Annotated in this window: 22 protein-coding genes; 7 read left to right on the top strand and 15 right to left on the bottom strand. The window is 34.0% G+C overall.

Annotated features, from left to right (window positions below; all coding sequences use genetic code 11):
* Positions 1 to 41: 41 nt before the first annotated feature.
* The gene (locus HH304_RS12430) at positions 42 to 1,211 is read right to left on the bottom strand and encodes a PQQ-dependent sugar dehydrogenase (protein ID WP_169681971.1); all 1,170 of its coding nucleotides are present in this window, start codon (positions 1,209 to 1,211) and stop codon (positions 42 to 44) included.
* Positions 1,212 to 1,298: 87 nt separating this feature from the next.
* Here HH304_RS12430 and HH304_RS12425 point away from each other — a divergent pair, with 87 nt between their 5' ends.
* Positions 1,299 to 3,236, top strand: a complete 1,938-nt coding sequence (locus HH304_RS12425) for an ABC-F family ATP-binding cassette domain-containing protein (RefSeq protein WP_169681969.1) — start codon at positions 1,299 to 1,301, stop codon at positions 3,234 to 3,236.
* Here HH304_RS12425 and HH304_RS12420 read toward each other — a convergent pair whose 3' ends face one another.
* The 3 genes from HH304_RS12420 to HH304_RS12410 form a co-directional block, all read right to left on the bottom strand.
* A complete protein-coding gene (locus HH304_RS12420) occupies positions 3,237 to 3,641 on the bottom strand; it encodes a hypothetical protein (protein WP_169681967.1) in 405 nt (134 codons plus the stop codon).
* 118 nt (positions 3,642 to 3,759) lie between these two features.
* Entirely contained in the window at positions 3,760 to 5,241 is a 1,482-nt protein-coding gene (locus HH304_RS12415) for a hypothetical protein (protein ID WP_169681965.1), read from the bottom strand.
* Entirely contained in the window at positions 5,225 to 5,776 is a 552-nt protein-coding gene (locus HH304_RS12410) for an RNA polymerase sigma factor (protein WP_169681963.1), read from the bottom strand. Before HH304_RS12410 ends, HH304_RS12415 begins: the two co-directional genes overlap by 17 nt.
* 97 nt (positions 5,777 to 5,873) lie before the next feature.
* On the opposite strand from HH304_RS12410, the gene HH304_RS12405 reads away from it, so the two are divergent.
* Positions 5,874 to 7,100 (top strand): type IX secretion system plug protein, encoded by a 1,227-nt coding sequence (locus HH304_RS12405; protein ID WP_169681961.1) that lies wholly within the window; start codon positions 5,874 to 5,876, stop codon positions 7,098 to 7,100.
* Positions 7,101 to 7,103: 3 nt separating this feature from the next.
* On the opposite strand, the gene cas6 is transcribed toward HH304_RS12405, so the two are convergent.
* The 4 genes from cas6 to HH304_RS12385 form a co-directional block, all read right to left on the bottom strand.
* Positions 7,104 to 7,928 (bottom strand): CRISPR-associated endoribonuclease Cas6, encoded by an 825-nt coding sequence (gene cas6, locus HH304_RS12400; protein WP_169681959.1) that lies wholly within the window; start codon positions 7,926 to 7,928, stop codon positions 7,104 to 7,106.
* A gap of 312 nt (positions 7,929 to 8,240) precedes the next feature.
* Positions 8,241 to 9,338, bottom strand: coding sequence for a redox-regulated ATPase YchF (ychF, locus tag HH304_RS12395; RefSeq protein ID WP_169681955.1), 1,098 nt, complete (start codon positions 9,336 to 9,338; stop codon positions 8,241 to 8,243).
* A gap of 5 nt (positions 9,339 to 9,343) precedes the next feature.
* On the bottom strand, positions 9,344 to 10,441 hold the full coding sequence (locus tag HH304_RS12390; protein ID WP_169681953.1) for an AI-2E family transporter: 1,098 nt from the start codon (positions 10,439 to 10,441) through the stop codon (positions 9,344 to 9,346).
* A 51-nt stretch (positions 10,442 to 10,492) separates the two neighbouring features.
* Positions 10,493 to 10,837: a DUF3276 family protein gene (locus HH304_RS12385; RefSeq protein ID WP_169681951.1), complete on the bottom strand. Its 345-nt coding sequence runs from the start codon at positions 10,835 to 10,837 to the stop codon at positions 10,493 to 10,495.
* A 215-nt stretch (positions 10,838 to 11,052) separates the two neighbouring features.
* Here HH304_RS12385 and HH304_RS12380 point away from each other — a divergent pair, with 215 nt between their 5' ends.
* Entirely contained in the window at positions 11,053 to 11,952 is a 900-nt protein-coding gene (locus HH304_RS12380) for a DUF58 domain-containing protein (protein ID WP_169681948.1), read from the top strand.
* Between the two features lie 37 nt (positions 11,953 to 11,989).
* Here the strand turns inward: HH304_RS12380 and HH304_RS12375 are convergent, their stop codons facing one another.
* The gene (locus tag HH304_RS12375; protein WP_169681946.1) at positions 11,990 to 12,337 is read right to left on the bottom strand and encodes a 4Fe-4S binding protein; all 348 of its coding nucleotides are present in this window, start codon (positions 12,335 to 12,337) and stop codon (positions 11,990 to 11,992) included.
* Positions 12,338 to 12,465: 128 nt separating this feature from the next.
* On the opposite strand from HH304_RS12375, the gene HH304_RS12370 reads away from it, so the two are divergent.
* The 4 genes from HH304_RS12370 (at position 12,466) to nadB (ending at position 17,543) form a co-directional block, all read left to right on the top strand.
* A complete protein-coding gene (locus HH304_RS12370) occupies positions 12,466 to 13,473 on the top strand; it encodes an acyl-CoA reductase (protein WP_169681944.1) in 1,008 nt (335 codons plus the stop codon).
* 21 nt (positions 13,474 to 13,494) lie between these two features.
* Positions 13,495 to 14,856, top strand: coding sequence for a TIGR00366 family protein (locus HH304_RS12365; RefSeq protein WP_169681942.1), 1,362 nt, complete (start codon positions 13,495 to 13,497; stop codon positions 14,854 to 14,856).
* 85 nt (positions 14,857 to 14,941) lie between these two features.
* The gene (gene nadA, locus HH304_RS12360; protein WP_169681940.1) at positions 14,942 to 15,937 is read left to right on the top strand and encodes a quinolinate synthase NadA; all 996 of its coding nucleotides are present in this window, start codon (positions 14,942 to 14,944) and stop codon (positions 15,935 to 15,937) included.
* A gap of 16 nt (positions 15,938 to 15,953) precedes the next feature.
* Positions 15,954 to 17,543, top strand: a complete 1,590-nt coding sequence (nadB, locus tag HH304_RS12355) for an L-aspartate oxidase (protein ID WP_169681938.1) — start codon at positions 15,954 to 15,956, stop codon at positions 17,541 to 17,543.
* Here nadB and HH304_RS12350 read toward each other — a convergent pair.
* From HH304_RS12350 to HH304_RS12325, 6 genes are all read right to left on the bottom strand, one after another.
* Positions 17,534 to 18,556 (bottom strand): DUF697 domain-containing protein, encoded by a 1,023-nt coding sequence (locus HH304_RS12350; protein WP_169681936.1) that lies wholly within the window; start codon positions 18,554 to 18,556, stop codon positions 17,534 to 17,536. The two genes, nadB and HH304_RS12350, sit on opposite strands and share 10 nt — an antisense overlap.
* Positions 18,557 to 18,680: 124 nt before the next feature.
* Positions 18,681 to 19,550, bottom strand: a complete 870-nt coding sequence (locus HH304_RS12345; RefSeq protein ID WP_169681934.1) for a DUF808 domain-containing protein — start codon at positions 19,548 to 19,550, stop codon at positions 18,681 to 18,683.
* Between the two features lie 206 nt (positions 19,551 to 19,756).
* Positions 19,757 to 20,251, bottom strand: coding sequence for a hypothetical protein (locus HH304_RS12340; RefSeq protein WP_169681932.1), 495 nt, complete (start codon positions 20,249 to 20,251; stop codon positions 19,757 to 19,759).
* Between the two features lie 148 nt (positions 20,252 to 20,399).
* Positions 20,400 to 21,059 (bottom strand): imm11 family protein, encoded by a 660-nt coding sequence (locus tag HH304_RS12335; RefSeq protein WP_169681930.1) that lies wholly within the window; start codon positions 21,057 to 21,059, stop codon positions 20,400 to 20,402.
* Positions 21,059 to 22,006 (bottom strand): AHH domain-containing protein, encoded by a 948-nt coding sequence (locus HH304_RS12330; RefSeq protein WP_169681928.1) that lies wholly within the window; start codon positions 22,004 to 22,006, stop codon positions 21,059 to 21,061. The genes HH304_RS12335 and HH304_RS12330 overlap by 1 nt, the downstream gene beginning before the upstream one ends.
* Positions 22,007 to 22,156: 150 nt before the next feature.
* Positions 22,157 to 22,618 (bottom strand): ankyrin repeat domain-containing protein, encoded by a 462-nt coding sequence (locus HH304_RS12325; protein ID WP_169681926.1) that lies wholly within the window; start codon positions 22,616 to 22,618, stop codon positions 22,157 to 22,159.
* Positions 22,619 to 22,625 lie beyond the last annotated feature (7 nt).

The following is a 22,625-nucleotide window of genomic DNA, read 5'->3' as shown; positions in this document are numbered from 1 at the left end:
ATTAAAAAAAAGCAGCGATCACGCTGCTTTTTTTTTATTCACTATTTCTTATAAGTAACTTTATAAATTGTCCCTGAGTAATCATCAGATATCAGGATACTTCCATCACTAATTTGAATAACATCGACAGGTCTTCCCCAAACTGATTGTTGATCATCGTTTAGCCATCCATCAATAAATGGTTCATAGCTAACACCCTTTCCATCAATTAATTCAACCATCGAAATCCGATAACCAATCTTCTTGCTACGATTCCAGCTACCATGTTCAGCAATAAGTACTTTGCCATTGTACTTTTCAGGAAAGGAATTACCTGAATAAATACATAATCCCAAAGGAGCCACGTGCGGACCAAGATTCATTGCCGGATAAATAAAATCACTACAAGGTCGTTGATCTCCATACTCTGGGTCCAGAATTTCACCTCCATGACAATATGGATAACCAAAATGCATTCCCTTTCTTGGAGCATGATTTAATTCACATGGAGGGTAATTGTCACCTAAATTATCCCTGCCATTATCTGTAAAATACATTTCTTTTGTATCAGGATGCCAGGTAAAACCAACAGTATTTCTCACTCCTTCGGCATAAATCTCCATGTTAGACCCATCCGGGTTCATTCGTGTAATAGATGCAAAAATTGGTTCATCACTTTTGCATATATTACATGGCGCACCTACGGGAACATAAAGCTTTCCATCCGGACCAAAAGCTATATACTTCCATCCATGATGCTGTTCCTTAGGATACTCATCAAAAACCACTTTTGGTTCAGGAGAAGAATCTAGGTTGTTCATTATATCGGTATATTTTAAAATCCTATTTACCTCTGCCACATATAAATCACCATCCAGATATGCTACACCATTAGGCATCCATAAATCTTCGTCAATAACATGAACTGTTTCTCCTACTCCATCACCATCTTTATCTTCCACTGCATATACTTTTTCAGCAGTTCTACTTCCAACAAACAACACATTATTCTCGCCCATAACCATTGATCGGGCATTATTTACTCTTGCATATATAGAAATCTCAAAACCTTCAGGAAGGTTTAACTCACTTAATGGCAGTTCTTCATTAGTTTCCTCAGTTTCATTAACTGAAGCAGTAAAACTATCATTCTTATCAGATTGATTACAGGAAACAAAAAAAATTAGTAGTAAGAAAAGGGTATATAATTGACCCTGAAGCTTATTTCTCATTGTAGTTTGGTGTTTAAAGGTTTATAGTTTTTAACTCTTTTTGAAGGTTTATTGTTCCATTATACGTAATTAATGTAGTTTTGCAGTATGATTTCAATTTCCGATCTTTCTTATTTTCTGGGCGACAGGGCTTTATACAGAAACTCTTCATTACATATCTATTCAAAAGATAAAATAGGGCTTGTAGGGCTTAATGGTACTGGTAAATCTACCCTGTTAAAATTAATAAATGGTGATCTTAAACCAGATGAAGGGTCCATTTCAAAAAGCAAAGAATGTACTATCGGGTATTTAAATCAGGACTTGCTTTCATTTATTAGCGAAGACCCTATACTGGATGTGGCAATGGAGGCATTCAGTGATTTATTAAGGGTAAAGCACAGAATGGATGAATTGGCAAAAAAGATGGAAACTGATTACAGTGAGAAAGTGCTGGATGAATATAGCAAACTACAAGATCGGTTTGAAAGTAATAACGGATATTCATTACAAGCTTCGGCAGAAGAAGTTCTGGAAGGTATAGGATTTAAAACATCTGATCTACAGCGACCATTGAAAGAATTTTCAGGAGGCTGGAGAATGCGAGTGATGCTAGCTAAACTTCTTTTGGAAAGTCCATCACTATTAATGCTGGATGAGCCTACCAACCACCTTGATTTACCATCTATTCAATGGCTGGAAAACTACTTGAGTAATTATTCCGGAGCTGTAATCATTGTATCGCACGATCAGGAATTTTTAGATAAGGCTACTTCTAAAACTGTTGAAATTTCGCAACAGCAACTTAATGTCTATAGCGGAAATTACTCTTTTTATCTTGAAGAAAAAGAACTTCGGAAAGAACTTCAACAGAATGCTTTTGAGAATCAGCAGCAAAAAATAAAACAAACTGAAAAGTTCATAGAGCGATTTAGAGCTAAATCAACCAAAGCAAGACAAGTACAATCAAGAGTCAAGGCGTTGGAAAAAATGGATCGTATTGAAGAGGTTCAAGATGAAACAGTTGATATAAACTTTTCATTTACACTATCGAGACCTTCTGGCAAGCAAGTAATGACGTTTGATGGGATTCAGAAAAGCTATGGCGAAAAGGAAGTCATTAAAGATGCTACACTACATATATTAAGAGGTGATAAAATTGCATTGATTGGAGCAAATGGAAAAGGGAAATCAACAATCTTGAGGATAATTGCTGATACTGAAAGCTATAATGGTATACGCAAAGAAGGTCATAATCTGCATTTGTCATTTTATGCTCAGCATCAATTAGAGGCATTAAATCTCAACCACACTATACTTGAAGAATTAATGACAAGTGGCAGTTGTAAATCTGAGCTTGAATTAAGAAACCTACTGGGTTGTTTTCTATTTACTGGAGATGATGTTCATAAACCTATAAAAGTCTTGTCTGGAGGTGAAAAATCAAGAGTTGCATTAGCAAAAACAATTATTTCACAGGCAAACTTTTTATTACTGGATGAGCCAACAAACCACCTGGATTTCTTCTCTGTGGATATGCTAGTTCAAGCCCTGAATCAATATGAAGGTACTTTTGTAACAGTCAGTCACAACAGACACTTTATAAAATCAGTAGCAAATAAGATCTGGTATATTGATGGTGGAATTCTTAAAGAATACCTAGGCAGTTATGATGAATTTGAAACTTGGTTAAAAGAAAATGATATTGTTCTTGATAAGCCGGCAAAACCCTCGCCAATTGAGCCTGTAAAGAAAGAGAAAGCTAAAGTTTCAAATAATCCTGAGGATCAGAAAGCATTTAAGGATAAACAAAAATCTATAAAGAAGCTTCAGAAAGAAATTGAAGATTTGGAAAAGCAAATTTCAGGTCTTGAATCAGAAAAAGAGAAACTAGAGAGAGAATTAGCTAATCCTGATACCTTTTCAGATGAAGAGAAGTCAACAGCATTAACTTCACGATATGAAGAAGTTAAAGACAAGCTACAGTCAACAAGTGATACCTGGCTTGTATTAGTTGATGAACTAGAAAGTTCAGCTGAGGAATAACTATATTTTTTCATTTATTTTTTTTTCTAATGTTAATCGGTAAACGATTTCATCTAATGATCTTTCTAAAACAAAAAACGTGCCTGTTTCTATTGTTTTAAATGATCCGTTAAATACATGACTAAACTCAGTTACTTCTTCAGAAAGATCAATTAATCTTAATCTATCATTAACCAGCCTGTATTTACCATTTGCTATTAGTTGATCATCAATCTTTATAGAGTATTTACCTGCATTAAAAGAAATCATACATTTTTCTGACGCAGCTTTTTCTTCACCATTTATTAAACAAAACTCCCCAGAATATGTACCAAACTCAGGATAAAACCTTTCCATTTTTAATCCCTGATCAACAATTAGTATCAGCACTATAGCTATCAGCACCCCTAAAAACCCTTTTTTCATAATTGATAAACCCTATAAATAATATTTAATTCATTTAGTACTATTCTCATATCAAACAAGAATATACTAAGCCATAACTTCTATGTAAGGACACATTAACCAATAAAATAGTTGGAAATTATTTGAATTTATATTTCAAGCCAGCTGATATCATAAAACTGTATGGGTTAGAGTTTAATGACGACCCTAATTTAGTATATGATGAAATAGCATGAGAATATGAAGGCTCAATTAAGAGCTTAATATTAGACTCAAAATCATACGACAGCATCAACGAGCCGGCAGCTCTAAAATTGAAAGAATTGTATGGTGAATTTTCACCATTACCAAATCTAGTAAGCTCACTTTTACTATGCGCGTCAAATACTTTACCTGCCATAAAAACATCTGCAATAACACCAGCGTTCCCTGTAATTCCGAATCGTTTATCTAAAAAGATATAACCAGCTCGAACAGGAAAACTTAGATATTCATAAGAAGTTTTTAGTTCAGTTTCCTTAATAAATGAGAGTTCAGTTGTATTTCTCTGCTCCTTAAGTTCTCTAATATTTGAAATATTTAAAGTCTGAGATGATGAACCTGACTCAGGTCCGAAAGCAACATTAGATGAACTTATTGCAGCTTGATATAAATAGCTCATCCCTCCTTGTAAAACAAATCGATCAGCCAATTTACCTCCAACTTCAACACCAGCAGTAAAGCTTGGTCCTGGTAATGCTTCTGTATTAAAACCTGCCCCTTCTTTCAAAGCTTTAGGTTCAATATCCTCCTCTATCAATTCAGCCAGAGTCAATTCACTTTGAGAAAAATTCTGGTTTACATTGCCAGACCCCATATTTACTCCTAACCAAAGAGGTTCGTTGTTATTATTTGCAACACTTCGAGATTTCCCAGGTCTTAACCTGGTTACTTCATCCCAATCTAACACTGCAACACCCTCAATTTCAGGATCTTTCAACTCAGGCTTAAGATTAAATGCTAATGAACGCCCAGACAATTCATTAAGTAAAATATAGTTTTCATCTACAGTTATATTTTCATTAAAAATATTAGTAGCCGAATTAGTCGATGCTATAGAATTATTTAGAATTGCATTAGTATTATTATTCTTTTGATTTCCGGATTCACTTTCGAAATCATGATTTGTGGACGGAGCAGATTTATGGGCTAAACTTTGAATTGAATTACTAACTTGATTATCTCCAAAATCATCAGCACTAATATTTTGCACTGATGAATTATCACTAGCATCAATTGCAAAAAGCTCATTTGATGATGCTAAATCATTTTGAGATGCAGCATTTTCAGAAGTGGTTAATGCTAATTGAGACTCTGAAAGGCTTAAACTAACCATTTCATTTTTCAATCTTAGATTCTGGTCATATAGATAAGCTCCAAAGCCACCCATACCAAGAATTAATAAAATAAGACTTGCAGCTATTCTTCTATAAAATTTAGCCGTAGCTCTATATTTAGAAGCTCTATCTGCATCCATAGCGGCCTTAACTCCTCTCCAAACTGATGGAGGTGGGGTCACTTCAAGACCATCGAGTCTACTGGCCCAATATTCTTTATTATGGTCGCTATCTTGCTCTTTCATTTTTCAAAATATTTCTTTGAACAGCCATTTCTTTTAACAATTGTCTGGCCCTTGCAAATTGAGATTTAGAAGTTCCTTCAGAAATTTCTAACATATCGGCTATTTCACTATGTTTATAGCCTTCTACAGCATACAAATTAAAAATCACCCGACATCCATCAGGCAGTTCCTTAATCATTTTTAACAAATCTTGATGATTGAGGTTATTTAAAGCATCTATAGCCGGATTGACTATATTTACATCTTCTACATCAACCATTGGAAACATATATAGCTTACTGCGTTGACTATTAATTGCAGTATTGATAACAATTCTTTTAATCCAGTATCCAAGAGAAGAATCTCCTTTATATGTGGATATTTTCCTAAAAACTTTTATAAATGCTTCCTGTAAAATATCTTCAGCTTCTAGCGTTGATTTACTGTAGCGAAGGCAAACAGCATACATCCCAGGAGCAAATTTTGTATATAATTGCTCTTGCGCTCTAGGATCTTGCTTTTTGCAAGCTTCTATAAGTATTTGTTCGCTAGACATGCTTTAAATAAATGACACTAAAAACAACAAAATGGTTGTAAACCAATTACAAATATATAACACTTTTATGTGTAAATCTGTAACAATTTCGATATTAATGACTGTTATCACCTTGTTCCACTGTTCAGGACAAAACATAAAGCAGTATGAAGACAAAATATTTGATGGTAAAATAAAAACAGCAAATGTCTATGCTGTTGACAATAATGTATTCAATCCAATGGTGCCTCCCGTCATCAGTATGAAAAGCAAAGCTAAGTTACTTTTGGAATTTGATGAACTCACCTATGATGCGGGTTATCTATATGTTAAACTAATCCATTGTAATGCAGATTGGACACCATCAGATTTTTTTGAAAGAGATTATCTAAATGAATATAATGAATGGTTGATAAATGATTTTGACTTTTCAATGAATACAAAAGCTCCATATGTACATTATAGCTTCGAGATTCCAAGAGTCAAATTACCAGGAAATTATGCTGTGTTGGTTTATAGGGATCAAAACCCAAATAAAATTCTATTTACTAAAAGGTGCATAATATATGATGAAACTGCTTCCATCGGTGCTAAACTTGAGAGAAGTACAACCGTAAATGGAAGAGTTACTAATCAAAAAATTAATTATGCTGTAAGCTATGGAGGAATAAATGTTCAAAATCCACTCAATGAACTTAAAACGGTAGTCTTGCAAAATCAAAGATGGGATAATCAAAAAACTAACCTTAGGCCTACATTTGTAAATGAAAATGCAAAGCAGCTTAGATTTGAAACAGTCGATGATAGCAATGAGTTTTTTGGGTGGAATGAATTTAGATTTATTGATTTAAGAGGATTACAAGTAAACCATTCTGGTCCTGAAGGAGAGTTTCCAAAAGTAAAACTATTACCTGTTGAAAAAAGAAGTAGCTTAACTTACTCCCAACCTGTTTTTGATGACCTGAATGGGCAATTTTATATAAGTAACAGCTTAAGAGATGAAACATCAATTACTTCTGAATATGCAGAAACTACAGTTTCACTAAAAACAGAAAAGATTGACGGGAGTGTTTATATTCTTGGTGCTTTCAATTACTGGAAGAAAGATAAAAATTCAGAAATGATCTACAACTCAGATGAAGGAGCTTACGAAGCGACACTTTTATTAAAGCAAGGTAGATACGATTATTTGTTTTATGTTGATGATAATGAAAAACCCCCATATTTCTATGAGGGCAGTTTCTTTGATACAGAAAACAACTATCAAATTATTGTCTATTATCGACCTGCTGGAGGACGCGGAGACCTTGCAGTTGGATACCAATCATTCAATATTAATAATTAGATCCTATTCTGCAGTAGTTGAATTTTCAATTACCTTCCTAAAATGATATTTAGTAGTTCTTTTCGAAGGGTCTTGATTTGCTAAATCCAGCATTCCAAAACCTTTATATGTAAAATGTCCTATACCATGTATAAATAGAAATTCTTGCACTTCCGGATGAGCATATAATTTAAAAGGAAAGGTATATCCTCTTACCTCATACTTTACATCCTGATCAAAGGCCGGATAGATCCTCGCGAACTTCTTCTGGGACTCATTAATCTTCCTTATATAATTTGCGTCTGGAACGATTTGAAATTTATAATATTCCTTAAATTTTTCAGGAGGATACTGACCTGATGATTCCATTCTGGCCATGGTAGAATCATAGAGAAAATCAGAAACAGATTCATCCATAGGATTTATGAATTTCTTACTTTCACGATAATCTAATGACGGAGGAATAATCAACATAGGAGAAATACAAATGTATTTCATTTCCTCTTCAAAATCAGGAGTTGCCTCAAGTTCGGTCATCTCAGGTGTTAGATGCAGATTACCGACCTCAATTTGCTTTTCAGCAAACAAGACATTTAAGAAATAATCAAGGAAATCTTTTTGACCTGATGCCAATACCAAAGTAACTCTGGATGAATAGAAATGTAATCCATTGCGACTGATCTTGGTCTGTCCTTTTAACCCGGAGAAATTATAATCCTGAAAATTAACATATTCCTTTTTTCCACCTTTCAATAGAAGCCCTTTGATCAATTGTGCCAAAAGGTATTGATGATGAAATGGAACAAAACCTCCACGGTTCTTAAGCAAAAAAACGATACGAATTCTCAAAGCTCAAAAAAAATAAAGTTTACGGTTACGGCTAAAAACTGCTACATGATCTCTAACGAATTATATATGCAAATAGATCTAATAACAGATAGTGTATTCTAAAATACACAAAAAAATTTTCTATTCGGCAAGATAATATGATTTTTTTAAGAAAAAATTTCAATTTAAAACAGAACAACTTGCCGAAACGGTATATGACATGCAGTGACAAACCGTTATAATTTCAAACTTATAATAAAAAAACAGCAATACCAAATAATATTAAATCGGTATTGCTGCCAAATATGCTTTTGAATTTTGAAGCTTTTTCGATTATACATTAAATCTAAAATGCATAATATCTCCGTCCTTAACTATATACTCTTTCCCCTCTACTCCTATTTTACCAGCTTCCTTAATTGCATTTTCAGTCTTATACTGCTGGTAATCAGCCAGCTTAATAACTTCGGCTCTAATAAAACCTCTTTCAAAATCACTGTGAATTACACCTGCAGCCTGTGGAGCTTTCCAGCCCTTCTTAATTGTCCAGGCTCTAACTTCTTTTTTACCTGCAGTAAAGTAAGTAATCAGATCAAGCAACTCATAAGATGCTCTTATTAGTCTGTTAAGCCCACTTTCTGTAAGGCCGTACTCTTCTAAAAATATTAGCTGTTCTTCTTCATCATCCATCTCAGCAATTTGAGATTCAATTGATGCGCAAACCATAATTACCAGTGCATTTTCATTCGCAACAGACTCTTTTAAAGTATCCACATGCTTATTACCAGTGATAATAGAGGCTTCCTCAACATTAGCTACATAGATAACAGGTTTGATAGTCAATAATTGCAAATCCATTACTGCTTGAAGTTCATCTTCAGTAGCTTCTACAGAACGTGCATTATTTCCAGCTTCAAGAGATTTCTTAAACTTTTCAAGAATCTCTAATTCTGTTTTAGCTGACTTATCTCCCGTCTTAGCTATTTTCTGGACCTTCAGAATTTTCTTTTCTATACTTTCAAGGTCTTTTAACTGAAGTTCAGTATCTATTACTTCTTTATCGGTAACAGGATCAACCTTACCATCGACATGGACAATATTATCATCCTCAAAACACCTTACGACATGAATGATAGCATCGACTTCTCGAATATTCCCAAGGAACTTATTCCCTAATCCTTCTCCTTTACTTGCTCCTTTAACCAGACCGGCGATATCTACAAACTCAATAATCGCAGGAAGAACCTTTTCAGGCGAAACTAACTCTTCCAGTATTCCCAGTCTTTCGTCCGGAACTTTGATCACACCAACGTTAGGTTCGATGGTACAAAATGGAAAATTAGCAGCCTCAGCTTTATTTTTTGACAATGCATTAAAGAGAGTTGACTTACCTACATTTGGAAGACCAACTATACCACACTGTAATCCCATGCTTGTTAATTATTTTTGAAAACGTAATATTGATTATACCCCCTGTAAAACTCTAATACAGTTACCCGTAAAACAGTGTAAACAGGAATTGCTGCAATCATCCCGACGACACCCGCCAGATTTGCGCCCACAAAGATAATAACAAAAATCTCAAGAGGATGAGCTTTTACACTTTTTGAGAAAATTAATGGCTGGAAGATGATGTTATCCATGATTTGAACAATCGCAAACACTGCACAAATCTTAAAAATTAAAATAAGGAGAGAACCGCCTTCTGCTCCATTACCAAGTAAATGAGTACTTAACCCAATCAAGATACCGAAACTAGCCCCCATTATCGGCCCTACATATGGTATAAGGTTTGCCAATGCAGCAAATAATGCTATTGTAATTGCATACTTAACACCAAATATAGACAACCCCACTGAAGCAACAGTAAATATTGCTGTCATCTGAAGTAAAAGTCCTACCAGATAATTTGTCAATAATCGTTCTATTTTTGTAATAGCTGTTATGGTCACTTCAAAATAACTATTCGGAATCAATCTGTTAAACTGCCTGCGAACCATTCCTTTTTCATAGAGTAAGAAAAAAGTAATAAAGGCAACTGCCAATATACCAATGAACAAGCTCCCGGTAAATCCTACTAATGTATTTAATAGGTTAGATACGTTTATGCGCGTAATGAATCCAATAAAACTTTCTTTAATGGAATCAATAATAAACCCTTTGGCTTCCGTCGTCAGGTTATTATTAATTAAAAATTCCTCAAGCCAGATTATTGGTTCTGATGCGGTTTTGAAAAGCTTATCGTAATTTAAATTTGATAAGACATTAATTTGATCAGAAACTAAAGGGATAAATGTTACTACAAATAAAAATACTACAAGTAGTAAAACGAGGAAACTAAAAATTACAGCTAATACACGTGGTATCTGCCACCCAAATACCGAAATCTGGCTAATATAATTTGCCGGACCTCTAAGTATCGCTGCAAATATTACAGATATTGTAATGTATACAAAAATGTTAGAGAAAAACCAGGCTAGAAAAATAAATAGAGCAATGCCTAGTATTACATATATGATTCTTCGTTGAAACATGGCTAAAAATAAAAAAGGCCTACCGAATTTGGTAAGCCTTTTAACTATATTTTAGTCCCATTTCAATTCATCACCAAAAGAAGAGCCAATTTCATCAGCTTCTTCCTCTTCTTCACCAGGAAGATATTGGTCAAAATCAACATCAGGAAGTAATTCTGTTTTAATGTGGTCTACGGTATTTTGTAAAGCATGCAAAAATTTATCAAAATCTTCTTTATACAAAAAGATTTTATGCTTCTCATAATAAAAACCATCGTCTTTGTGTCTTCTCTTGCTCTCTGTAATAGTTAGATAGAAGTCATTTGACCTAGTTGATTTAACGTCAAAAAAATAAGTTCTCTTACCCGCTTTCACACGTTGAGCAAATAACTCATTCTTATCTTTGTTATCTTCCACAATTCAAAAATTTTAGTTTAAATAATTATGAATGAAAACAACCGGAGGGATTGGAAATCTACCCGACTACCTTTCATTCTCAATCCAATTTTAGACACCAATATAGTATATAAATATTCATAAATGCAAATGGAAGATTTATTTTAACTGAATAATCTTTTATACAATATAATTTTTAGTGATTTAACACCAGCTTTATTATCTTTCAATGACCTATGAAAGATCAGGATAACAAAATTTACAAAAATTTCGAATTCCTTGCCAGACAGTTGGTTGAAGGTTTTATAACTGGACATCACAAGTCACCATACCATGGGTTTTCAGTTGAATTTGCTGAACACAACCCTTATAATACTGGAGAATCAACTCGACACATAGACTGGAAAGTTTTTGCCAGAACTGACAAGCTTTACACAAAACGATATGAAGAAGAAACCAATCTAAGATGTAGACTTCTCATCGACCATTCTGCAAGTATGCATTATCCTGAACCAGGAAAAGAAAAGCTTCAATATTCGCTTTTAGCTGCTGCAGCACTTAGTTATTTAATGCAAAAACAAAGAGATGCGGTGTCTGTAGGTTTTTTTAGTGATAAGCTTGATGTACAAACAGAATGCAAATCAACAGAAAAGCATTTATCTAATATTTACGCCTTATTAGAAAACGAACTTAAAAAAGATCCTCCACAAAGTATAACAAAACTTAGCGAGGTACTTCATTCAACAGCAGGAACAATACATAAGAGATCACTTGTAATACTCTTTACAGATTTCATTTCTGATTTTGATCAAATGGAACAAGTCTCTGTTGCGCTTCAACATTTGAAACATAAAAAGCATGAAGTTGTCATTTTCCATGTATATGATGGAGAAACAGAACTAGACCTCAATTTGGATGATAGACCTTATTTATTCGTGGATAAAGAAACTGGGGAAAAATTAAAATTGAATCCTGTTGAAATCAAAGAAGCTTATCATGAAGCTCAAATAAAAGAGTTTACTAAAATTGAAAATCGATGTAGGGAACTCAAAATGGACTTTATTCCTGTAGATATAAGAAAAGATTTAAAATCAGTATTGCTCACTTATCTTAATAAGCGAAAAAGAATGAGATAAAAAAAAGCTTTCCATGTAGAAAGCTTTTTTTAATTCCTTATTCTCCGTGGAGCCAGGCTTTTTTATCAGTCAACTCCTCTTCAGTCTCTTCGTAATCAGGGTCTGGCACACAACAATCTACCGGACATACTGCTGCGCATTGTGGCTCTTCATGAAAACCAGTACACTCAGTACATTTTGCCGATACAATATAATAGAACTCATCAGATACTGGCTCTTGCGGTTCATTAGCTCCAACAACTGTTCCGTCTTCAAGCTCAACTTCATCAAGCTCCGTACCTCCACCCCAGGTCCATTCAACACCTCCTTCATATATAGCTGTGTTAGGACACTCAGGTTCGCATGCACCACAATTGATGCATTCGTCAGTGATCATTATCGCCATAGTAGTTATTCTCTTTTTAATCGTTAAACAAAAATAACAACATAAAGTTTCCTATCAAACCTGATTCACATTCATTATACAATTTTTAATCTGTATTTGATTATTTTTGATCCAAAATTTACATAATCATGAATAACCCAAACCTAGAATCATATATAAAGCTTGGCGAAGAATTAGAAAATCTGGATCAGGAAACCCTCGAAAATCTTGCTTTTGCTGCAGGACAAAGAAATCCATGGTTTACATATGACTCTGTTAAAAAAGCAATTTCAGGGATTGCACACATCTTAAATAAGAAAAACCTTATTAAATGGCTTGATGCATATCCTTCCCTGCCTGTTTCTAATCCAAAAAAAATAGGTATAGTGATGGCAGGTAACATTCCTGCAGTTGGATTTCATGATTTATTAAGTATTCTTTTGAGCGGTCACCATGCTAAGATAAAATATAGCTCTCAAGATCAGGTGGTTATAGATTTTATATTAAACAAATTATTCAATATAAATCCACAACTATCTGAAAAAGTTGAAGTTATAGATAAATTAAGCGATTTTGATGCTGTAATTGCTACTGGAAGTGATAATACCGGTAGGTATTTTGATTATTACTTCGGAAAATACCCAAACATTATCAGAAGAAACAGAACCAGTATTGGAATATTGAACGGGAATGAATCTGAAGAAGAACTCAAAGCATTAGGTGAAGATATTTTCACCTATTTTGGACTTGGGTGCAGAAATGTTAGTATGTTGATGGTTCCCAAAGGATATAATTTCGAAAAATTTTTCGAATCAATCGAATCCTACAATACAATTATCAACCACCATAAATACAGCAATAATTACGATTATAATAAATCAATTTATCTGGTTAATAAGGAAGATCATTTAGATAATGGCTTTTTATTATTAAAGAAAACCGATGAAGAAATAGTCTCTCCTATTAGTGTAGTTTATTATAAGGAATACGCAAATAATGAAGAGTTAAATAGTTATTTAGAAAATGTAAAAGAAAAAATTCAATGTATTGTTGGCAAAGATGAACAATACATTGAATTTGGAGAAGCACAAAAACCAAATCCCTGGGATTACGCCGATAATGTCGATACACTTTATTTTTTAAGTAATCTTAAGTAAGTTGGTGCAAAATAAAGATTAATGAACAACCCAAATAAAAAGAAATACTTTGATTTCCTACCCTCTCCATTTGGAATTGCAATTATTCTAACCATTGTAACACTATTACTATCTATAATATTTGGAACAAAGGTTGATTCAGGTATTCTGAATAAAACAGTTGCTACGCTTGGTTTTTGGAATGCAGGATTTTGGGATTTACTTGCATTTTCTATGCAAATGTCATTGATTCTTATCCTTGGCCACACGCTGGCGATGACTCCGGCAATCGATGAAGCTATAAAATTCTTTAGTTCTAAATGTACAAATAACACGAGAGCCATATTAATCATAGCCATTAGCACAATGATTATGGGTTGGCTTAATTGGGGACTAGGATTGATATTCGGGGCTATACTTGTTAGAAAAACAGGAGAACTCGCAGCAAGAAATGACTGGAAAATAAATTATGGTGCAATTGGAGCTGCTGGCTATGCCGGAATGATGATCTGGCATGGCGGATTATCAGGCTCTGCCCCGTTAACAGTAGCAGAACCTGATCATTTTTTAATTAATGAAATGGGAATGCTTCCTGTTAGTGAAACAATATTTACTTACCAAAACCTTTTAACATGCCTGGTTGTATTGGCTCTGGTACCATTAGGTTTACTAGCAAGAATTCAAATCACTGGCAGAAGTTTAAACTTACCTGATTTTTTAGATAATGATGAATTTTCCAACATTGAAGCTACTACAATTAGAGAAGATGAAGATAGTCTGGGTTTTGAGAAAAGCTCTGTAGTAGCTGTTCTTATCGGGTCATTATTCATAATTAGTTCAATAATTATTGTATTTACACAATCACACAATTCGGCATCAGGATTTCTCAATCTGAATTTCATTAATTTCATCTTATTTGGAGTTTGTATTATTGGACAAGGAAGCATCTGGAAATTTCAAAAAGTTGCTACAATTGCTGTAAAAGAAAGTGCAGGCATTATTCTACAATTCCCACTTTACGCCGGAATAATGGGAATTATGAAGTATTCGGGATTGGCAGAGTTAATGTCTGATCAATTTGTAGCCTGGAGTACACAATCATCATTACCAATTTTCACTTTTATCAGTGCAGCAATACTAAATATCTTCGTTCCATCAGGAGGCGGCCAATGGGCTGTTCAAGGACCGATATTAATAGAAGCTGCAAAATCATTGAATGTCCCAATGGGTAAAATGGTAATAGCTATGTCTTATGGTGATCAAATCACAAATATGTTACAACCTTTCTGGGCTTTACCTCTGTTAGGAATTACTGGATTGAAAGCTAGTAGAATCATTCCATATTGCATTGTGATATTTGGTGTAGGAGCAATTATTTATTTGGTTAGTCTGGCTTTATGGTAGAACTATTAGAAGCAAAAGGCGTTACTAGAATATAAACTAGATATGAATTATTGATTAACTTTGTCAAAGCATTTAAAATTAGGAGATGATAAATAATATTGATACTGCGGCTGTTGAAAAAAAAGGTTATCTGGATATTGAAGTACCTTCTACGACAAACTTAGTTGAAGAAATCAAAAAACTAAGAAAAGAAAAAAACGCTGTCATTTTGGCCCACTATTACCAAGAGGCTGAAATTCAAGATGTTGCAGACTATATAGGCGATAGCCTGGGGCTATCTCAAAAAGCTGCCGAAACAGACGCAGACCTAATAGTATTTGCAGGGGTGCACTTCATGGCTGAGACTGCCAAAATCCTTAACCCAAATAAGAAGGTGGTATTACCGGATTTCAATGCTGGGTGTTCGTTAGCAGAATCGTGTCCCCCTTCTGAGTTTGAAAAGTTTGTAAAGCAACATCCTGATCATGTTGTAGTAACTTACATTAATTGTTCTGCAGGAATTAAAGCTTTAAGTGATTTAGTATGTACATCTTCTAATGCAAAGAAAATAATTGATTCAATACCGGCTGATAAACCGATTATTTTTGCTCCAGATAAAAACCTTGGGAAATATCTTATCAAAGAAACCGGTAGAGATATGCTTCTTTGGGATGGTAGTTGCATTGTTCACGAAGCTTTTTCAATTGATAAATTATTAGAACTACACAAAGAACATCCGGATGCTAAAATCATTGCTCACCCGGAATCAGAAACTCATATCCTAAAAACTGCAGCTTACGTTGGGTCTACAAGTGGGATTATAAATTTTGCTAAACAGGATGATGCTCAAAAATATATTGTAGCTACCGAAGCAGGTATATTACATGAAATGCAGAAAGAAGTCCCGAATAAAATTCTTATTCCTGCTCCTTCTCACGAGGATAACACATGTGCTTGTTCTGAGTGCGGTTTTATGAAGATGAACACTCTTCAAAAACTTTATTTATGTATGAAATATGAAACTCCGGAAATCAATATTGATGAAGAACTTAGATTACGATCTCTTCAGCCGATAGAAAGAATGTTGGAGTTATCTAAGTAAATAATATTTTTTATCTATGCCTAAATGCGATGTGTTGGTTATTGGGTCTGGACTGGCCGGATTGACCTTTTCAATAAAATTTGCTGAAAAATTCCCTGATAAATCAGTTACAGTAATAACCAAGGCTGATGAGAGTGAATCCAATACAAAATATGCCCAAGGAGGAATTGCTGTGGTTCTTGATGAACTTTCAGATTCTTTCCAGCAACACATCGATGATACATTAAAAGCCGGAGCGGGTCTTGGTGATCTTAATGTTATTGAAACTGTAGTTAAAGAAGGGCCCGACAGACTAAAAGAAATAATTTCCTGGGGTGCTCACTTCGATGAAACCCCTGAAGGTGATCTTGACCTGGGGCTTGAAGGTGGGCATTCGGCAAACAGAATTGTTCATCATAAAGATATTACTGGGTTTGAGATGGAGAGTACTTTATTAAGAAAAATAAAGCAGCTAAAAAACCTCAAACTTCTCTCCCACCATTTTGCAATTGATCTTATTACCGAACACCAAGTATCAGAAAAGGTAAAAAAATACGAAGAAGGCAAAAAATTAAATTGCTATGGAGCCTATGTACTCAATCAAAAAACCGATTCGATAGAGACGTTCCAGGCTAATTATACAATTTTAGCTTCAGGAGGAATTGGGCAGGTGTATAAAACAACTACCAATCCGCTTATTGCTACTGGTGACGGTATCGCCATGGCATACCGTGCTAAAGCAAAGCTGAAAGACATGGAGTTTGTTCAGTTTCACCCTACGGCATTATATAAACAAGGTGAAAATCCATCATTTCTAATTTCAGAGGCTGTTAGAGGGTTTGGTGCTTACTTAAGAAACCGATCTGGAAAACGATTTATGTTCAAATACGATGATCGAGGTGAACTTGCTTCCAGAGATATTGTAGCTAAAGCTATCGATAGAGAAATGAAGCGATTGGGTGATGAGTGTGTCTACCTAGATTGCAAGCACCTTGATCAGAAAAAATTCAAAGAACATTTCCCTAATATTCTAAATAAATGTATTGAATCAGGTATTGATCCGTTTAAAGATCTTATCCCTGTTGCTCCTGCTGCTCATTATGTATGTGGGGGTATTGATGTAGATCTTAATGGAAGGACAAATATCAATAATTTATATGCTTGTGGAGAATGTTCTAGAACAGGTCTGCATGGAGCAAATCGATTAGCCAGTAATTCTTTACTTGAAGCTCTGGTTTTTGCACACAGATGTTTTATTGACATTTCTAAAAAGATCCCTGACACTGTTTCTTTCAAAAAAATACCAGAATGGAATGCTGATTTGACAGTTCCTCCTGAAGAACTTGTCTTAATTACTTGTAGCAAAAATGAGTTAAAAACTCTAATGACTGACTATGTTGGTATAGTCAGATCTGAGGAAAGGCTTAACAGAGCTTTAAGAAGATTAAAAGTTATGTATGAGGAAACAAGTGCTTTATACAAGAAGCTAGTAATCTCAACTCAACTTTGTGAATTAAGAAACATGATCGATGTTTGCTATGTGATTGTAAAAAGCTCAGCTAACAGATCCGAAAACGTGGGAGGCTATTACAATATTGACCTTGAAGAAGAGGAACTTCAGGATTGATCTGTATCAGGCCCGGGTTTCAATGCCTTTTCACCAGGTGATCGTTTAGTCAGGTTCTCAAGTTTTTCCTTTACACTTCTGGCAGCTTTGTTTATTGCTCCAAGTCCTGATTTAACCGTATTTACTCCTGTATCTTTTGTAGCCTTTAACAAGCTCTTTATTACTTTTGAAGAAGAAGTATACACAAGACTTTTTAACATCCCGGATGCCTCTATAAAAGAATTCCTTCTAATTTCTCTTTTATCTAAGGAATTTATAGCACCACAATATCTCTTTGTAACAACCCCCACCCTTAGAGTCAAGAAAGCATTTGTTGAACCTTCAAGTAAAGAATCTGTAATGATATGAGCAGCATGCCCAACCAAAGGAAGAGAACGACCCGGGCTTTTAACCAAGGCTCCAATTATAGGCTCAATCTGCCGGGAAATATCCATGTCTTCAATCTCAGTAGCCAGAAATGTAGCACCTCCAACATTAGCATAAAGATTAAGCATGTCTTTTAAAGCTGGTCTTTGCCAATATATATGAGAAACCTGCCAAACCATTCTGGTTTGAGTCACAAGAACAGTAAATGCATCAAGTTTACCATTTTGAGAAATTGCTGTTGTTAAAAAGACATTACTTGCTGTATCATATATCGCCTTATCAGCCTTTTCATTTAAAAATGATAATGCACTTGAAATACCGTCTTCTGTTGAAAGATCAAACTTCTCAGCCTTGATCAATTTATTTGAAGCTAATCGCTTAATTACTTTACGCCGATATTCTGGTAAATCTTCATCATCAAGCGGCTTCGTAATTGCCTTAGGTAACTTAAGAAAGATTACAAAAGGAATTAGGATTAATCCAAATACTAAAACAGATACAACTGAAGTTACGACAATCGCTAGTGTTTGATTAATAATAAATAAGTTGGCATAAAGGTCTATTAGCTGATTAAAAGTAAAGATTAGAAATACTATGATAATCAGAATTGATAATGTCGTAACTAGCTTCTTCAGTTGACTTTTCATCGATTATAAATGACTATATAATTTTGGAACTTTCAGGACATGTTTTTTCTAATATACCAAAATTAATCGAGTATCTGAGGTTTATAATTGACACTAATTTTCTACATATTAACCCAATATTCACTTATTTAACTATTGCATTTTTAATTAGTAAGAAAACTTTAATGATTAATAATGCTAAAATTCCAACTACCAAGCCAACAATAAATTCTCCTAGTATTGAAGGAAAAGAATGAACTAAATCATGAACAAAATGAAGATTATGAACAAATATTCCTCCAGCAACCAATATCATCGCAAAAGTTCCTATTACTGCTAAACCTCTTATTAAATATGGCAGTATTTTCACCATACCATAACCAACCTTTCTTATAAATTTTGAGGTACTGGTAGCTAATAATTTAAAACCAAAATCATCCATTCTTACTAACAAGGCAACTAAACCATATACTCCAATAGTGGCTAAAAAAGTAACCAAGGAAACTACTATAATCTGGTTAAGTATTGGTTCTCCAACAACGGTACCCAAAGCGATGATTACAATTTCTACAGACAGAATAAAATCAACAATAATAGCTGACTTTATTTTTTGCTTTTCATAGGCAAAAGCTTCCTCTTCTGTCATTTTGGTGACTTTAGTTTCTTCTTTAGTTTCTGATTTATGAAAAAGATATTCATAGATCTTTTCACCACCTTCATAAGCCAGGTAAACACCACCTGTCAATAATAGATAAATTATAGCGTCGGGAAAATATGCACTTAAGAGGAAAGCAACCGGTAGAATAATTACTTTATTCAAAAAAGAGCCCTTAGCAATTTTCCATAAAACAATCAATTCTCTCGATGACACAAACCCGGAAGCTTTTTCAGCATTAACAGCTAAGTCATCAGCGAGAATGCCTGCGGTTTTCTTTGTTGTTATTTTACCCATAACAGCTACATCATCCATTAACACTGCTATGTCATCAAAAAGAGCAAAAAATCCTGAAGCCATATATTATTTATATTATCAATTAATCTTGTTTCAGTGTTTACAAATAAAAAGGGAACCTACTTAAATATAGAATGTTATTGATCACTTTATAGTTAAACTTATCCCTCCTATTCTGATCCGAGTAAATCCCTTTAAATTGTTGCAAAACAAAACTAATTATTTAATTCTAATAGGCTATATCCTTTTCAACAGAAAATTGACTTTATTCAAAATAACTTTACAATTAAATTTCTGGACCAGATAGATCTTTTTTTAAATCGTCGCTTTTCAACACTAATTCTGAATTTCTTAAATCGAAGGTTTTTACTCAGTCGCTTACCCAGGTCGTCAAAGGTCTTGGCTCCTTTTGTCATGCCTTTGCGAACCCCTTTCATGGCGACCTTGCCGTTTTTAACAAGGGCTTGTCCACCTTCTTTTGCGGTTTTCCCAAGTTTACCAACGGCCTCTCCTGTCTCTTTAAAGGATTTCTTTACACTTGCCTTGGCTGCTTTAGCGCCAGACTTCATTGCTCCTTTTACTCCTTTCTTACTAACTGTCTTGATAGCTGTCTTAGCTCCTTTCAGTGCCGCTTTCCCTCCGAATAATAAGGCAAATACTAATTCAATGGTCAATGCCGCTAACCCTCTAGCCAAATGGATTGCTCCCTGAATCAAATTACCTGGCCAGGCCTGCCCGATATATGATCCGAAATGCTTTGCCATCTGATAAATTCCTTCGACAGTAAAATAGGGTCATAAAAAAAGCCTTCAGTTATTAACTGAAGACTAGAATATCTTTGATTTATTTCAAATACTATATTTTCTAAATGTGCTTTTCTTAATTAATCTCTTATAACCAACTTTTTAAAGTTCATTTATAAAATACAGTTTTTGTAGAATTAATATCAAATCCAGTTAAATTAGCCGCTTCTAAATTTTTCTTTGTTACCTCAGATAAATAAATAATATTACTGTATGGCAAAGCAAATAAATCTGGCATAAATTTTAAACTAATGACCTTATTGTTAACTATATATCCCGCTTCAACCTTTTTATTCTCCAAACCATGCATCTCATAAGAATTTAGTTTAATTTCATTTTCTTCATCCATATCAAGATAATCAGCTACAACAAAAATAGACTTAGGATAATTAACTAAATCAATAGATTCTAAAAAATAAAGAAAATAATACTCATAAACCTTTCCATTATAATGAAGATTTACATCATAAAATTTCCCAGCAGATATTTTAAGACCATCTAAAACTTTTTTCATCCTTAAACTAACTAATATCCCCCTTAAACCTGCCAAGAAAGTACAATCCAAAAAATCTGTTAGTTTTGCACCTGTATCAAGAATTAAATTATCCAAACCAGGGATTTTCTCTGGAAAACTTTTTGCTTTCTTAATCTTTTTGTAAGTATCAAGATCAGCCTTTTTCAACCCATTTTTGGTATTTGATATTTGAGGAATAGTACCAACTATATCCAAATCTACCGAAGGTTCAATTTCATAATATTTCAACTCCATTATAAAACAATATCATTTATAATTTTATATCCAGGATCTTTCAATATTTCATCAAGACTCCTACCTCTTGCTAACTCCTTTTTCACAAAAAGTTCATTTGCTTCCATTGGATTATCAATTTTCTTTCCAAGTCTTTTGGAAAGACTTTCAACTATTTCTACTACTTTATCAGGATCATACCCTCTACTCTCAATTTCGTTTAATTTTTTAATAACCTGCCTATTATAAGTTTTATGACTGGCATGTATCCCTTCAGGGCTAGCCAAAATCTTTCCTGTATCAGGATGAGTTCTTGATTTATTACTATATCTTCTCACCCAACTTCCATTAACATCACTATTAAATTTAAAACCTTTTTCTATTGCTTCCCTCAATAAGTCACTTTTTTCTATTGCTTCAACTGGAATTCTGTGATGGGCGTTAAAATCATCAAAACCAGGTTTTGCATATGGTTTTTTCCCCATTCCAGATGCCAACTTATGTCTGTTTTCAATTGTATTTGCTACTTTTTTTCCATATAAAGCTAAATATTCATCATAAGTCTTTCCAGATTCTCCTTTAATATGTTGCTTTCTTGCTGATTTACCTTCTTTAGACATTAGGTCACCGTACAGTTCTTTGCCAGCCTTTTTGTCCCCTCTATATCTTTCAACAAAATCACTACCTTTGCCACCTACATTCTTTTCTCCTATAACAGTTGCTTTCCTTCCTTTTGCTGCCCCTTTAGGTTTGTATATAACATTATCACCTAACCGACTTCCCGACTTTCTAGTTAAATCTTTCTGATCAACAAATTTAACCTCCCCACTCGCCAGCAACACCCATGGATTAACCTCTCCTTCAAGCTTAAATCGTCGTTTTTCAACTCTAATTCTGAATTTCTTAAATCGAAGGTTTTTACTCAGTTGCTTACCCAGGTCGTCAAAGGTCTTGGCTCCTTTTGTCATGCCTTTGCTGACTATAAATAGAAAAATAGCACAATGCCATTGCACAGTGCTATTTAATTTTATTATCCTTGTAAAACAGTACCGTTTATTTATGACTAGTCATTTCAAATTATAGGATTTATAACTTATTCTTAATTCCTTTTGTTAAGTTTATTCAAATAAGTGTTTGATATCTTTATTTTTCGGCATGTTTAATAGGTTAAATAAAGAAATTCCATGATTATTTTCAATTTTGGGATCAATACCTTTCTCTAATAATAGTTTAATTATCCGATCATCTCCTCGATAATGCATCACTGCATTTGCTAATAATGTATTGCCATTGGGGTCTATTGTTTTTATATCGGCTCCATTCTCTAAAAGAGTCTTTAATGATTCATAGGAGCCATCAATAACAGCAATTTGAGCAGGTGAATAACCCTCCTCATTTAAAATATCTATATTCGCCTGATGATCAATGAGTATTTTCAAAATATCAAAATTGTTTTTGGATACAGATATATGTACTCCTGTTTCTCCGAACTCATCTTTAGTATTAACGTCAAATCCTTCCAATAGAAGATTTTCAACTATTTCAATATTATTTTTAGATACTGCTTGATAAAAATCCATTGTTAAT

Source organism: Marinigracilibium pacificum (assembly GCF_012926615.1).
Classification (GTDB): domain Bacteria; phylum Bacteroidota; class Bacteroidia; order Cytophagales; family Cyclobacteriaceae; genus Mangrovivirga; species Mangrovivirga pacifica.
Note: the sequence above shows the minus strand (reverse complement) of the source record. Positions and strands in the feature narration are given on the sequence as shown.

Bases quoted from the DNA above. Each gene is read 5' to 3' on its own strand.
- HH304_RS12345 (WP_169681934.1), bottom strand. From the start codon at position 19,550: ATGGCTTCAGGATTTTTTGCTCTTTTTGATGACATAGCAGTGTTAATG.
- HH304_RS12370 (WP_169681944.1), top strand. From the start codon at position 12,466: ATGAATAACCCAAACCTAGAATCATATATAAAGCTTGGCGAAGAATTA.
- HH304_RS12410 (WP_169681963.1), bottom strand. From the start codon at position 5,776: ATGTCTAGCGAACAAATACTTATAGAAGCTTGCAAAAAGCAAGATCCT.
- HH304_RS12405 (WP_169681961.1), top strand. From the start codon at position 5,874: ATGACTGTTATCACCTTGTTCCACTGTTCAGGACAAAACATAAAGCAG.
- HH304_RS12390 (WP_169681953.1), bottom strand. From the start codon at position 10,441: ATGTTTCAACGAAGAATCATATATGTAATACTAGGCATTGCTCTATTT.
- nadB (WP_169681938.1), top strand. From the start codon at position 15,954: ATGCCTAAATGCGATGTGTTGGTTATTGGGTCTGGACTGGCCGGATTG.
- HH304_RS12325 (WP_169681926.1), bottom strand. From the start codon at position 22,618: ATGGATTTTTATCAAGCAGTATCTAAAAATAATATTGAAATAGTTGAA.
- nadA (WP_169681940.1), top strand. From the start codon at position 14,942: ATGATAAATAATATTGATACTGCGGCTGTTGAAAAAAAAGGTTATCTG.
- HH304_RS12340 (WP_169681932.1), bottom strand. From the start codon at position 20,251: ATGGCAAAGCATTTCGGATCATATATCGGGCAGGCCTGGCCAGGTAAT.
- ychF (WP_169681955.1), bottom strand. From the start codon at position 9,338: ATGGGATTACAGTGTGGTATAGTTGGTCTTCCAAATGTAGGTAAGTCA.
- HH304_RS12420 (WP_169681967.1), bottom strand. From the start codon at position 3,641: ATGAAAAAAGGGTTTTTAGGGGTGCTGATAGCTATAGTGCTGATACTA.
- HH304_RS12330 (WP_169681928.1), bottom strand. From the start codon at position 22,006: ATGACAAAAGGAGCCAAGACCTTTGACGACCTGGGTAAGCAACTGAGT.
- HH304_RS12375 (WP_169681946.1), bottom strand. From the start codon at position 12,337: ATGGCGATAATGATCACTGACGAATGCATCAATTGTGGTGCATGCGAA.
- HH304_RS12365 (WP_169681942.1), top strand. From the start codon at position 13,495: ATGAACAACCCAAATAAAAAGAAATACTTTGATTTCCTACCCTCTCCA.
- HH304_RS12415 (WP_169681965.1), bottom strand. From the start codon at position 5,241: ATGAAAGAGCAAGATAGCGACCATAATAAAGAATATTGGGCCAGTAGA.
- HH304_RS12335 (WP_169681930.1), bottom strand. From the start codon at position 21,059: ATGGAGTTGAAATATTATGAAATTGAACCTTCGGTAGATTTGGATATA.
- HH304_RS12350 (WP_169681936.1), bottom strand. From the start codon at position 18,556: ATGAAAAGTCAACTGAAGAAGCTAGTTACGACATTATCAATTCTGATT.
- HH304_RS12430 (WP_169681971.1), bottom strand. From the start codon at position 1,211: ATGAGAAATAAGCTTCAGGGTCAATTATATACCCTTTTCTTACTACTA.
- HH304_RS12425 (WP_169681969.1), top strand. From the start codon at position 1,299: ATGATTTCAATTTCCGATCTTTCTTATTTTCTGGGCGACAGGGCTTTA.
- HH304_RS12380 (WP_169681948.1), top strand. From the start codon at position 11,053: ATGAAAGATCAGGATAACAAAATTTACAAAAATTTCGAATTCCTTGCC.